The sequence below is a fragment of the Aminobacter sp. MSH1 genome (assembly GCF_003071665.1).
GTDB lineage: Bacteria > Pseudomonadota > Alphaproteobacteria > Rhizobiales > Rhizobiaceae > Aminobacter > Aminobacter niigataensis.
Genome location: NZ_CP026265.1, coordinates 5,110,153 through 5,122,615, shown reverse-complemented (window position 1 = coordinate 5,122,615; position 12,463 = coordinate 5,110,153). Strand labels below are relative to the sequence as shown.

At 65.9% G+C, this 12,463-nt stretch carries 10 protein-coding genes and 1 tRNA gene; 4 read left to right on the top strand and 7 right to left on the bottom strand.

Annotated elements, in window-relative coordinates; translation table 11 throughout:
• Positions 1–22: 22 nt before the first annotated feature.
• Both CO731_RS25390 and CO731_RS25385 read right to left on the bottom strand, forming a co-directional pair.
• Positions 23–98 (bottom strand) — tRNA-Thr (locus tag CO731_RS25390).
• 162 nt (positions 99–260) lie between these two features.
• Positions 261–1,214, bottom strand: a complete 954-nt coding sequence (locus CO731_RS25385; protein ID WP_108610052.1) for a nitronate monooxygenase family protein — start codon at positions 1,212–1,214, stop codon at positions 261–263.
• A gap of 232 nt (positions 1,215–1,446) precedes the next feature.
• Here CO731_RS25385 and CO731_RS25380 point away from each other — a divergent pair, with 232 nt between their 5' ends.
• Complete coding sequence (locus CO731_RS25380; protein ID WP_108609380.1) at positions 1,447–2,529, top strand: hypothetical protein; 1,083 nt, start codon at positions 1,447–1,449, stop codon at positions 2,527–2,529.
• A gap of 10 nt (positions 2,530–2,539) precedes the next feature.
• Here CO731_RS25380 and CO731_RS25375 read toward each other — a convergent pair whose 3' ends face one another.
• Both CO731_RS25375 and CO731_RS25370 read right to left on the bottom strand, forming a co-directional pair.
• The gene (locus tag CO731_RS25375; protein ID WP_108679482.1) at positions 2,540–4,261 is read right to left on the bottom strand and encodes a cisplatin damage response ATP-dependent DNA ligase; all 1,722 of its coding nucleotides are present in this window, start codon (positions 4,259–4,261) and stop codon (positions 2,540–2,542) included.
• A 268-nt stretch (positions 4,262–4,529) separates the two neighbouring features.
• The gene (locus CO731_RS25370) at positions 4,530–5,540 is read right to left on the bottom strand and encodes a ligase-associated DNA damage response exonuclease (RefSeq protein ID WP_108609379.1); all 1,011 of its coding nucleotides are present in this window, start codon (positions 5,538–5,540) and stop codon (positions 4,530–4,532) included.
• A gap of 84 nt (positions 5,541–5,624) precedes the next feature.
• On the opposite strand from CO731_RS25370, the gene CO731_RS25365 reads away from it, so the two are divergent.
• Positions 5,625–6,536, top strand: coding sequence for a methyltransferase domain-containing protein (locus tag CO731_RS25365; protein ID WP_199914517.1), 912 nt, complete (start codon positions 5,625–5,627; stop codon positions 6,534–6,536).
• Here the strand turns inward: CO731_RS25365 and CO731_RS28890 are convergent.
• Positions 6,533–6,700, bottom strand: a complete 168-nt coding sequence (locus CO731_RS28890; RefSeq protein ID WP_159091725.1) for a hypothetical protein — start codon at positions 6,698–6,700, stop codon at positions 6,533–6,535. The two genes, CO731_RS25365 and CO731_RS28890, sit on opposite strands and share 4 nt — an antisense overlap.
• Before the next feature lie 387 nt (positions 6,701–7,087).
• Between CO731_RS28890 and CO731_RS25355 the strand changes: the two genes are divergently transcribed.
• Together CO731_RS25355 and pdeM are read left to right on the top strand one after the other, a co-directional pair.
• On the top strand, positions 7,088–9,700 hold the full coding sequence (locus tag CO731_RS25355) for a ligase-associated DNA damage response DEXH box helicase (RefSeq protein WP_108609377.1): 2,613 nt from the start codon (positions 7,088–7,090) through the stop codon (positions 9,698–9,700).
• 56 nt (positions 9,701–9,756) lie between these two features.
• The gene (gene pdeM, locus CO731_RS25350; protein ID WP_245439952.1) at positions 9,757–10,410 is read left to right on the top strand and encodes a ligase-associated DNA damage response endonuclease PdeM; all 654 of its coding nucleotides are present in this window, start codon (positions 9,757–9,759) and stop codon (positions 10,408–10,410) included.
• Positions 10,411–10,665: 255 nt separating this feature from the next.
• Here the strand turns inward: pdeM and CO731_RS25345 are convergent, their stop codons facing one another.
• Positions 10,666–11,448, bottom strand: coding sequence for a TIGR02186 family protein (locus CO731_RS25345; protein WP_108609375.1), 783 nt, complete (start codon positions 11,446–11,448; stop codon positions 10,666–10,668).
• Positions 11,448–12,374: a sulfite exporter TauE/SafE family protein gene (locus CO731_RS25340; RefSeq protein WP_108609374.1), complete on the bottom strand. Its 927-nt coding sequence runs from the start codon at positions 12,372–12,374 to the stop codon at positions 11,448–11,450. Before CO731_RS25340 ends, CO731_RS25345 begins: the two co-directional genes overlap by 1 nt.
• Positions 12,375–12,463: the final 89 nt, after the last annotated feature.

Below are 12,463 nucleotides of genomic sequence, written 5' to 3'. Positions count from 1 at the left end.
GGAGGTACGTCATTGAAAACATTGGTGCCGCTTAGGTGACTCGAACACCTGACCCCATCATTACGAATGATGTGCTCTACCAACTGAGCTAAAGCGGCTTCCAGGCTACGCGATCCCGGAGGCTCGCGCGACGTGAGTGCCTGATAACTTCATTGCGCGCCGATTTCAAGCGGCCTTTGAAGGGATTTGACAAGTGGCGAACGGACGCCGCCTGCCTTCATGCACGGACCCGAGCGCCGCGGCTGCGCAGGACGCCCGTCTCAGGCGCAGATGCGGGCCTTGGCGGCGGCGTATTCGCTGGCGAGGCGCGCGACCATTTCGGCCGTGGGCAGGACCTTGTCGACGGCGCCGATGCCCTGGCCGCAACCCCAGATGTCCTTCCAGGCCTTGTATTTGTTGTCGCCTTCGAAATCCATGTGGGAGGGATCGGAGACGGCGAGGTTGTCGGGGTCCATGCCGGCGGCGCGCACCGAGCCCTTGAGGTAGTTGCCGTGGATGCCGGTGAACAGGTTGGAGTAGACGATGTCGGCGGCCTTGGATTCGACGATCATCTGCTTGTAGGCGTCATTGGCGCGGGCCTCTTCGGTGGCGATGAAGGGCGAGCCGATATAGGCGAGGTCAGCACCCATGGCCTGGGCGGCGAGCACGGCACCGCCATTGGCGATGGCGCCCGACAACAGCAGCGGCCCGTCGAACCACTGGCGGATTTCCTGGATCAGCGCAAACGGCGACAGCGTCCCGGCATGGCCGCCGGCGCCCGCTGCGACCGCGATCAGGCCGTCGGCGCCCATCTTGATCGCCTTGCGGGCATGGCGGTCGTGGATGATGTCGTGCAGCACGATGCCGCCATAGGAATGGACGGCCTGGTTGACCTCCTCGACCGCGCCGAGCGACGAGATGACGATCGGCACACGGTATTTGACGCAGAGCCTGAGGTCGTGCTCGAGGCGCTTGTTCGACTTGTGGACGATCTGGTTGACGGCGAAGGGGGCTGCCGGGCGGTCGGGATTGGCGTGGTCGTGGGCGGCGAGGTCCTCGGTGACCTGGGCCAGCCACTCGTCGAGCTGGGCTTCTGGCCGGGCGTTCAGCGCGGGGAACGAGCCGACGATGCCGGCCTTGCACTGCGCCAGCACCAGCGGCGGATGCGAGATGATGAACAGCGGCGCGCCGACGACCGGGACGCGCAGGTTCTTCTTGAGGATTTCAGGCAGCACCACGCTTGTCTCTCCCGGCTCTCATTTTTTGACGTTTCCGTAAACGTAACTTCATATAGCAGATCGGGCGCTCCGGACAATGCACCGACTTCGACGGTTGCTGCACGCGTTTTGCCGGTCCGGAGGCACATTGCATCCAGTTTTGGCCGACAAAACGCTTTCCGTGCCGTTGATTGATGCAGCCTCTGTCGCTAACCATCTGGCAACATAGGCGCGTTGCGAGGAATATCGGTTGGATTCGATCGAAAAGGCGATCCGGAACGCTTTCGAAAAGGGCGATCCCGAGAACCGCGAATTTCGCGAAAAGGTTTATCGCGCGGCCTTCGCCGCGCTCGATCGTGCGCTCAAGACCAATCCTGCCATGACGGTCGAGGTGGCGATCAACCGCCGCAAGTCGCTGCAGGCCACGATCACCGAGATCGAATCGGAGTTCATGCCGGCTGCCCCGACGGTTTCGGCCGGCGCGGCCCCGGCTCCGGAAGTGTCGCTCAACGGCAATGGCGCTGCGAAGGCGCCTTCAGTATCGATCGGCAGCCCGGCAACAGGCGTGACACCCGTCGTGCCCGACATCATGCCCGATGCCGCCTTGCCGGGTGGGCCGCCGGTCGAGATCACCGAAAAGCGCAGCAGGGCCGAAAGGCGCGCGGCGGATCGTGCCGCCAGGCGCGCCGAAAGGCAACGGCCGTTCGCGGCGATGTTCTTGGCAGTGACGCTGCTTGCCATGGGCGGCATAGGCGCCTGGTGGGCGGTGCAGACCGACCAGTTCAAGTCGGCCGAAGAGATCGATACCTCGGTGCGCAACCCGCCCAAGACGCTCGAGAGCGAAGATTTTTCGCCGGACGGCGGACCGGCACGGCCGGGCGAGGCCGACCAGGCCCGCAACTGGATCACCGTGTTCACGCCGACCGATCCGACCGATGTCAGCGCGCCGAGCGGCACCTCGGCGGAGGTCGCCAAGGACGACACGGGCAGCTTCCTGCGCATCCGCTCGGGCAACACCGGCTCGGCCGTCAGCTTCGACGTAGGCCAGGGCGTGCTCGAACAGATCGCCGGCAAGCATGCCGTGTTCGACATCGTCGCCCGCGCCGAGGACGGCAAGGAAACGCAGATGGCCGTCGACTGCAATTTCGGCGAACTCGGCGATTGCGGCCGCAAGCGCTATATCGTCGGCTATCAGCGCGGCGAGTATCTGTTCGAGATGGACGTGCCCGACAAGGAGCCGGGCGCGGCCGGAACCATCGCCATCAACTCGGACCTCGCCAAGGAAGGCAAGGCGGTCGACATCTACGAGATCAGGGTGTCTGTCACCGAGTAGATCGACTGGGTCAGTCGAGCAGCGCCTGCAGCGTTTCGATGCGGTCGGCTTCCGCCGGCGGCTTGTCCCAGCGCAGGCGCGAGATCCTGGGAAAACGCATGGCAACGCCCGACTTGTGGCGCGTCGAGCGGTTGAGCCCCTCGAAGGCGACTTCCAGCACCAGCCCGTTCGACTTGTCGGCGCGCACAGAGCGCACCGGGCCGAAGCGCTCGATGGTGTTGTCGCGGACGAACTTGTCGATCTGCTTGAGTTCCTCGTCGGTGAAGCCGAAATAGGCCTTGCCCACCGGCACCAGTTCCTCCTGGCCTTCCGCCCCCGACCAGACGCCGAATGTATAGTCGGAGTAGAAGCTAGAGCGCTTGCCGTGACCGCGCTGGGCATACATCAACACGGCGTCGACCGTGTGCGGATCGCGCTTCCACTTGAACCACGGACCCTTTGGGCGGCCGGCGAGGTAGGACGAATCCAGGCGCTTCAGCATCACGCCCTCGATGATCGGGTGCGGCGGTGCGCTGCGCATGCCTTCGAGCTGTTGCCAGCTTTCGAAGGCGATGATCGGTGACAGGTCGAAGCGGTCGGGGTCCAGCGTGGCGATGAAGGTTTCGAGCCGCGCGCGGCGCTCGGTGAAGGCGAGACCGCGCAGGTCTTCGCCGTTCAGCTGGAGCAGGTCGTAGCAGCGCACGAAAGCAGGGTAGCGGTCTTGCATCTTGGCCGAGACGGTCTTGCGGTTGAGCCGCTGCTGCAGGTCGGAGAAGGTGCCGGTCGCCTCGCGGGGCACGCCGACCAGCAATTCGCCGTCGAGTGCCGCATCGAAATCCATCGACGCGACCACGTCGGGGAAGGCGCCGGAGACGTCGTCGCCGGTGCGCGAATAGAGCCGGCGGATGCCGCCCTCCGAAACCGCCTGGACGCGGATGCCATCCCATTTCCACTCGGCGGCGAAGCCGGCCGGATCGAGCTTGTCGAGATCGCCGTCACTGAGCGGGTTGGACAGCATCACCGGGCGGAATGGAGCCTTGGCAGCCTGTTCCGGCTTCGGCGCCTTGCCTTCCAGCCAGGCGAACAGTTCAGCATAGGGCGGTGTCAGCCCGTGCCACAACTCCTCGATCTCGGCGACGTCGACGGGGCCAAGGTCGGCCAGCGCCTGCTTGGCAAGCCGTGCCGAGACGCCGATGCGCAATCCGCCGGTGACCAGCTTGATGATGGCGAAGCGCGCGGATGTTTCCGCCTGGTCGAGCAGCCGGGCGAGCACGGCCGGCCCGTCGGAGCGGCTGGCCGATTGGAGGGCGGCGACGACATCGGCCAATGTTTGCGGCTTGGGTTTGGGGTCGTGCTCCTGGCTACCCCCACCCCTTACCCCTCCCCACAAGGGGGAGGGGGATTCTGAGGCGTCGACGTTCCCCTCCCCCTTGTGGGGAGGGGTAAGGGGTGGGGGTGTCACAGGCGATGCGTTGCGGCTCGGCTCTGGCCAGACCAGCGAGACTGTTTCGGCGAGGTCGCCGACATAGTCGTAGGAGTAGCTGAACAGCACGGGGTCCATGCGCTCAGAAACCAGCTGGCGCAGCATCGCCGGCTTGACCGAGGCGATGTCGAGATCGCCGGTGAGTGCGGCGAGCGCCAGCCCGCGATCAGGGTCCTCGACGTCGCGGAAATAGTCGGTGATGAGCTTGAGCTTGCCGTTGCGCGACGGCGTCAGCACCAGGCGGTCGAGCAGTTCGGCGAAGCGGTTCATGGGGCAGCCGATTTGGGCGGGGTGGGCGCTCTACGTTGCCCCCCTCTGTCCTGCCGGACATCTCCCCCACAAGGGGGGAGATTGGCAGCTCCGCTGCCCGCGCTCGTCCTGCGGCGGTTGGCGAAAGCCGAGACGACAGATGATCTCCCCCCTTGTGGGGGAGATGTCCGGCAGGACAGAGGGGGGCGCTGTCCCGCAAGCCTGGCAGTCCTGCCGCGCCCGGCAGGCGAGAGGGAGGTGGGAAGGAATGCGATGTTCGAGGCCATCCTCAATCCCCCTCATCCTCGTAGCCGACGAGGTGCAGCGGGCGCGCGGAAATCCCGTTGAGCTCGCACCAGCGCACCAGCGCCTCCTCGCGGCCATGGGTGACCCAGACCTCGCCGGCGCCGGTTTCCTTGATTGTGTCGGTCAGCTCAATCCAGTCGGAATGGTCGGAGATGATCAGCGGCAGTTCGACGCCGCCCTGCTTGGCACGCTGGCGGATGCGCATCCAGCCGGAGGCGAAGCAAGCGAGCGGATCGGGAAAGCGCCGTGCCCAGCGGTCGGCGAAGGCCGACGACGGCGCAATGACGATGGCGCCGGCAAAGTCGCTTTTGTCGCCGTCCTCGACGGTCGCGGGCTGCAGCTCGCCAAGGTCGACGCCCTGGTGCTGGTAATATTCACTGAGCCTAGCAATGGCGCCGTGGATGTAGATCGGCTTGTCGTAGCCCTGGTCGCGCAACAGGCGCATGACGCGCTGCGCCTTTCCGAGCGCATAGGCGCCGACGAGATGCGCGCGCTCGGGAAACTGCTGCACCGACTTCAGCAGCTTGCCGATCTCGTGTGCGGCATCGGGATGGCGGAACACCGGCAGCGCGAATGTGGCCTCTGATATGAACACATCGCAAGCCACCACCTCGAAGGCGGCACAGGTCGGGTCGCTGGCGCGCTTGTAGTCGCCCGAGGCGACGATGCGCAGGCCGTTGTGCTGGACCGATATCTGGGCCGAGCCCAGCACATGGCCGGCAGGGTGGAACGACACGGTGACGTCGCCGACTTTGATCTTGTCGCCCAGCGCCATCGCCTGGGTGCTGCCGGCAAAGCCCGGTCCGCAACGGATCGCCATGATGTCGAGCGTCTCGCGCGTTGCCAGCACCTTGGCATGGCCGGGCCGGGCATGGTCGGAATGGCCGTGGGTGATGAGCGCGCGCTCGACCGGGCGCACGGGGTCGATGTAGAAATCGCCGGGCGGGCAATAGAGCCCTTCGGGGCGCGGATGGAGCAGGTCGCGGGCACGCATCTTTGCAAGATAGGCATTTGCCGCTTGCGTGGAAGGCCGCTTTGGCAGTAATGCGCGCCACTCTCCTCATTCTGGATACCGCGCTTGACGCCGTTGCAGCTCTCTTCCAACGACCTGCTTGCCGACCGGCGGGCGGACTATGCCGAAATGCTGTTCGCCTCGGGCGACCACGCTGCTGCCGCCGAACTGATGCTCGGCGCGCTCGAACTGGCGCCGAACTGGGCGATGGGCTGGTTCCGCGCGGGCGAAATGCACGAGGCTGCTGGGCAGATGGAAGCCGCGGCCGAGGCCTGGCGCATGTCGCTGAAGCTCGAGCCGGCTGATAGGCCGGGCGCGGCGCTGAAGCTGCAACTGGTCGGTGCGGCTCCCGCTGCCGACAGCCCGCCCAGCGCTTTCGTCGAAATGCTGTTCGACCAGTATGCCGACAAGTTCGATCACGCGCTGGTTGAGACGTTGCATTACCGCGTGCCGGAACTGCTGACGGCGGCCATCGGTGCGACCGGGCGCAACGCGTTTGCGCATGCGGTCGATCTCGGCTGCGGCACCGGGCTGATGGGCGTCAAGCTGCGGCCGGTGGCGAAGCGCCTCGATGGCTACGACATCTCGGCCGAGATGCTGCGCAAGGCGCGCGACAAGGGCGTCTACGACCAGCTGATCAAGGCCGACCTGCAGGAACCGGAATTTGCGGGCGAGGCGGCAGACCTGGTCACCGCCGCCGACGTGTTCATGTATCTCGGTGCGCTCGATAGAGTGTTTTCAAGCGTCATGAAGATGCTGGCGCCGGGCGGCATCTTTGCCTTTTCGGTCGAGCTCTTTTCGGGCGTCGAGCCGTTCGAGCTTCAGGCCTCGCGCCGCTACGCCCATTCCGAAGCCTATATGCACGGGCTGATCGCCGCTGCCGGCTTGAAGCTGGTTTCGCTGGAACGCGCTGTGATCCGCCAGGACCGCCGCGAGCCGGTCGAGGGACTGATCGTGGTGACCGAGCGGCCGGCCTAGCGCCCCTTCGGGCTGCCGAGCATGCCGCGCGAGCGCAGCGGTTTTTCGGCCGGCTTGGCCGTGATGCCCACCTGCTTCTGCACGATCTCCAGTTGCGCCTGAAGTTCGCGGACGAGCTTTTCGAGGTTGGCTATGCGAGCTTCGTGGGAGGCTGTGTCGGTCATGGCATCCAATATTGTCGTCGTGCTGATCGCATTTGAAGGCAGATGGCCAACGAAACAAGGTCCCATTCCTTCGCGCCCCCCTCTGGCCTGCCGGCCATCTCCCCCGCAAGGAGGGAGATCAGTCTCGTCGCCGGCAGTGCCCATCTCCTGAGAGGTTGCAAGGCGCAAACAGCTACGTTGGCGACTGGCTGCGGCGGCGATGAAGGCCTGATCTCCTCCCTTGAGGGGGAGATGGCCGGCAGGCCAGAGGGGGGCGCGAAGGAATGGGACCTTCGGTATTTCGATGATCCCTTTTTGTTCCAGATTCCACTTGGCGTTCCAACGCGCCCGCGCTAGGTCTGGGGCGTGACGAGCCAAGCGCGACTGGAGCCGAATTCGACTGCCGCCATGTTGCCGGAACCATTCGTGCGATGGTTCGCCGAACGCGGCTGGTCGCCTCGTGCCCATCAGCTCGATTTGCTGGCCGCGGCCCAGCAGGGAAACTCGGTGCTGCTGATCGCCCCGACCGGTGCCGGCAAGACGCTGGCCGGTTTCCTGCCGGCGCTGACCGATCTCGCCATCAGGCCGAAGAAGCGGCCGGGCGCAGCCCATCGCGGCGTGCACACGCTCTACATCTCGCCGCTCAAGGCGCTGGCCGTCGACATCGAGCGCAATCTCGGCAAGCCGGTCGATGAAATGAGCCTGCCGATTTCGATGGAGACGCGCACCGGCGACACGCCGCAGCACAAGCGCACCCGCCAGAAGCTGTCGCCGCCCGACATATTGCTGACCACGCCCGAGCAACTGGCGCTGCTGATCGCCTCGCCAGATGCCGAGCGCTTCTTTTCCGACCTGCGCTACATCGTGCTCGACGAGCTGCACTCGCTGGTGACCTCCAAGCGCGGCCATCTTTTGTCGCTCGGGCTGGCGCGGCTGCGTGCTTTCGTGCCCGACCTTCAGGCGATCGGCCTGTCGGCGACGGTGGCCGAACCGGACGAGCTGCGCCGCTGGCTGGTGAGGCAGGGCTCTTCACCCGCCCCCTTGTGGGGAGGGTCGCCCGAAGGGCCGGGTGGGGGTGACGGTCTCGCCTCTACCCCCACCCCGACGCTGCGCGTCGACCCTCCCCACAAGGGGGAGGGTACAAACAACATGGCCGAGCTGATCACGGTGTCGGGCGGCGCCAAGCCCGAGATATCGATCCTCGATTCCGAGGAACACGTGCCGTGGTCGGGGCATTCGGCGCGCTATGCCATTCCAGATGTCTATGAAGCGATCCGCAAGCACAGGACGACGCTGCTCTTCGTCAACACCCGCAGCCAGGCGGAGCTGTTGTTCCAGGAGCTGTGGCGGGTCAACGACGACAATTTGCCGATCGCACTACATCACGGCTCGCTCGATGTCGGTCAGCGCCGCAAGGTCGAGAAGGCGATGGCCGACAACGTGCTGCGCGCCGTCGTCGCCACCTCGACGCTCGACCTCGGCATCGACTGGGGCGATGTCGATCTCGTCATCCATGTCGGCGCGCCCAAGGGTGCGAGCCGGCTGGCCCAGCGCATCGGCCGTGCCAACCACCGGATGGACGAGCCGAGCCGGGCGATCCTGGTGCCGGCCAACCGCTTCGAGGTGCTGGAGTGCCGGGCAGCACTGGAGGCCAACTATCTCGGCGCGCAGGACACCCCGCCGCTGATCGAGGGCGCGCTCGACGTGCTGGCCCAGCATGTGCTGGGTTGCGCCTGCGGTGCAGCCTTCGACGCGGACGAACTCTATGTCGAGGTGAGGGGCGCCGCCCCCTATGCCGGGCTCGACCGTGAAAGCTTCGACCGCGTCGTCGACTTCGTCGCCACCGGCGGGTACGCGCTGCGCAGCTACGAGCGCTATGCGCGCATCCGCAAGACCAAGGACGGCAAGTGGCGTGTGTCGCATCCGCGCATCGCCCAGCAATACAGGCTCAACGTCGGTACCATCATCGAGGCGCCGATGCTCAACGTCCGCTACACCCGCGCCAAGGGCAAGTCGGGGGCGGGCAGCGCCCAGTCGCTCGCCTTGCGCGGCGGGCCGGTGCTCGGCAAGATCGAGGAGTATTTCGTCGAGACGCTGTCGATCGGTGACATGTTCATCTTCGCCGGCAAGGTGCTGCGCTTCGAGGGCATCCGCGAAAACGAGTGCTACGTCTCGACGGGGGGCGGCGGCAACGTGCTGGTGCCGTCCTATGCCGGCGGCAAGTTTCCGCTCTCGACCTATCTCGCCGAGCAGGTGCGCGGCATGCTGGCCGACCCCGCGCGCTGGACGGCGCTGCCCGACCAGGTGTCGGACTGGCTGCGCATGCAGCAGATGAAGTCGATCCTGCCCAGGCGTGAGGACCTGCTGGTCGAGACCTTTCCGCGCGGCGAACGCTTCTACATGGTCGCCTATCCTTTCGAGGGCCGGCTGGCGCACCAGACGCTCGGCATGCTGTTGACGCGCAGGCTGGAGCGCATGGGCGCGCGACCGCTGGGTTTCGTCGCCACAGATTATTCGCTGGCGGTCTGGGCGCTGGGCGATCTCGGTCGCATGTTCAAGGCGAAGATCCCGTCGCTGGCGGAACTGTTCGATGAGGACATGCTCGGCGATGACCTTGAGGCCTGGCTCGCCGACAGCTGGCTGCTCAAGCGCACATTCCGCAATTGCGCGGTCATAGCGGGCCTTATCGAGAGGCGCTTTCCCGGGCAGGAAAAGAACGGCCGGCAGGTGACGGTTTCGGCCGACCTCATCTACGACGTCTTGCGCAGCCATGAGCCCGACCACATCCTGCTCAAGGCGACGCGTGCGGATGCCGCCAGCGGGCTGCTCGATGTCAGGAGACTGGCGGAGATGCTCTCGCGCATCCGCGGCCGAATCGTCCATAAGATGCTCGACCAGATTTCCCCGCTGGCGGTGCCCGTCATGCTGGAAATTGGCCGGGAACCGGTCAACGGCGAGGCCAACGACACGCTGCTGATGGAGGCAGCCGACCTGATCGAAGAGGCGATGGGAAGCGCATGAACATAGCCGCGCGCGAACTGACCAGGGCCGGCTGCGAGGCGATCGCGGTGGCCGGCATGCGCGCCGCCTGTGACCGGCGCGGGGTGCTGCACTTCCCCGAACTCGATCTGCTCGTCGTCTCCGACCTGCATCTGGAGAAGGGCTCGTCCCATGCCCGCCGCGGCCGTCTGATCCCGCCCTATGACACGGCGGCGACGCTGTCGCGCCTTGCCGAGGTGGTCGAGGACTACCAGCCGCGCATCATCGTCAGCCTCGGCGACAGCTTCCATGACGGCGAGGGCGCCGCGCGTTTGCCCGAGCTGTTTCGCGTGAGCCTGATGGCGATGATGGCGGGGCGGAACTGGTTCTGGATCGCGGGTAACCACGATCCCGATGCACCGGCGGATTTGCCGGGCGAGACGGTCGAGGAGCTGGCGGTCGGCGGGCTGGTGTTCCGCCACGAGCCGTCGAAGGGCCATGCCGAAGGCGAGATCGCAGGGCACCTGCATCCTTGCGCCAGGATCGTCCAGCGTGGCCGCTCGGTGCGCCGGCGCTGCTTTGCCAGCGACGGCATGCGGCTGATCATGCCCGCCTTCGGCGCCTTCACCGGTTCGCTCAACGTGCTCGACCGGGCGTACAAGGGCATGTTCCGCGATGGTGCGCCGACGGCCTATATGATCGGCACCAGCAGGGTGTATCCGATTGCTGGGTCGTTGCTTCGGCCGGGATGAGGCGAGACTGGCTGGAAAGGACGTCGAGTTCCTTCACGCCCCCCCTCTGTCCTGCCGGACATCTCCCCCTCAAGGGGGGGAGATTAGTCGCGTTGCCGGCGGCTCTCGACGTCAGATGTGCACCAGTAATAGACCTGGGGAGTGGCTCTGCAGGTTGTGAAGGCGCCGATGACGGCGTGATCTCGCCCCCTTGAGGGGGAGATGGCCGGCAGGCCAGAGGGGGCGATACGCTGCGAAACGCGTTCGTCGGCCCCCTCAGTCCTTCCTAAAGATGATCCGTCCGAGCCAGCCGGTGAGCATGGCGAGCCCGATGGCAAAGAGGCCGTAGCCGAAGCCGTGGTCGGTGGCGAAACGGAAGATGGTCTGCTCGAAGCCCGACTTGACGATGGCGAGCTGGGCCGAGGTTTCCTTGATGAAGATGCCGTTGCGGAACAGGAAGGCGCGCGCCTTGTGGGTGCCGACCGGCACGTTGGGGGCGAGGTGCAGCGTGGCGCGGAACAGGCTCTGCGACAGGAACTGCACGCCGCCGATATTGTCCGAGTAGAGGCCGATCGCCTGCTTGCGATCGCGCAGCGCCTCGGTGAACTCCTGGATGGTCAGCGGGCTGTCGCGCTTGTCCTCGGGCTCCATGTAGATGTTGTTGGCGCCGAGCGACAGCTGGCGGTAGTTGTTGGGATCGGTGATGTCCTGCGGCTGACGCGTGGTCGCCACCGAATAGGACACCGGCACGTTGACGAAGGTCTCGGAGCGGGTGTTGATCCACATGCCGAGCACGCGGTCCTTGCGGCGCACGACGACCGACCGGGCCGGGCCTTCGAGCACGACATAGACGTCGTAGCGGCCCTGGCGGTTGATCAGCGGGTCGGCGTTTTCGAGCGCGCCGAAGATGGTCAGGTCTGCGCCCGAGAAGTCGGCGGTGATGGCGACCCGGTCGGTCGACAGCCCGATCTGGATGCTTTCGGGATGCGCCGCTTCCTGGCCCTGTGCCGGAAGTGCGGGGGCCAGCAACAGGGCTGCAAGAAGTGCCGCCGCCCGCATCACAGCAGCCCGCTCACGCCGGTCAGCGAATAGAGGTTCTGCGGCTTGACGAACAGGTCGAAGCCGAGGCGCAGCGCAACCGCCAGCACGAGCAGCGCGAGCAGGGCGCGCAGCTGCTCGCCGCGCAGCTTCTGGCCGGCCTTGGCGCCGTACTGGGCGCCGGCGACGCCGCCGATCATCAGCACCAGCGCCAGGATGATGTCGACGGTCTGGTTGGTGGTCGAATGCACCAATGTGGTGAAGGCCGAGACGACGACGATCTGGAACAAGGAGGTGCCGACGACGACGTTTGTCGGCACCTTGAGCAGGTAGATCAGCGCCGGCACCATGATGAAGCCGCCGCCAACGCCCATGATGGCGGAGAGGAAGCCGATACCGGCGCCGATGCCGAGCACCGGGATGACCGAGACGAACAGCTTCGAGGTGCGGAAGCGCATCTTGAAGGGCAGGCGGTGGATCCAGTTGTGCTGGCCCGACTTCTTCAGCGCCGGCGGCACGCCGCCCTTGGTCAGGCGCAGCGCGTTGACGCTTTCGATCAGCATCAGCCCGCCGACGGTGCCGAGGAAGACGACGTAGAGCAGCGAGATGAACAGGTCGAGCTGGCCGATGGCGCGCAGCAGCGCAAAGACGAAGGCGCCGGCTGCCGAGCCGGCGATACCGCCGATCAGCAGCACCGTGCCGAGCTTGAAGTCGAGCGTGCCGCGCTTGAGATGGGCGAGCGCGCCGGAGAAGGACGAGGCGATGACCTGGTTGGCGCCGGTGGCGACCGCGATCGCGGGAGGGATGTTGTAGAAGATCAGGAGCGGCGTGATCAGGAAGCCGCCGCCGACCCCGAACATGCCCGACAGGAAGCCGACCGCCGCGCCCATCGCCAGGAGCACGAACACATTGACCGACATTTCAGCTATCGGGAGATAAATGCCCACCCGTCAGTCTCTGCAAAATGAATTATTGCCGTCGCCCATCCCTGGGAGCCAGTTGGCTACCGGGTACTTGCGCCGACATTGCGGCGAAG

What these genes read in the sequence shown, in the direction of transcription:
- CO731_RS25375 (WP_108679482.1), bottom strand. Translation starts at nt 4,261, where the DNA reads ATGAACCGCTTCGCCGAACTGCTCGACCGCCTGGTGCTGACGCCGTCG.
- CO731_RS25370 (WP_108609379.1), bottom strand. Translation starts at nt 5,540, where the DNA reads ATGCGTGCCCGCGACCTGCTCCATCCGCGCCCCGAAGGGCTCTATTGC.
- CO731_RS28890 (WP_159091725.1), bottom strand. Translation starts at nt 6,700, where the DNA reads ATGACCGACACAGCCTCCCACGAAGCTCGCATAGCCAACCTCGAAAAG.
- CO731_RS25355 (WP_108609377.1), top strand. Translation starts at nt 7,088, where the DNA reads ATGTTGCCGGAACCATTCGTGCGATGGTTCGCCGAACGCGGCTGGTCG.
- pdeM (WP_245439952.1), top strand. Translation starts at nt 9,757, where the DNA reads ATGCGCGCCGCCTGTGACCGGCGCGGGGTGCTGCACTTCCCCGAACTC.
- CO731_RS25345 (WP_108609375.1), bottom strand. Translation starts at nt 11,448, where the DNA reads ATGCGGGCGGCGGCACTTCTTGCAGCCCTGTTGCTGGCCCCCGCACTT.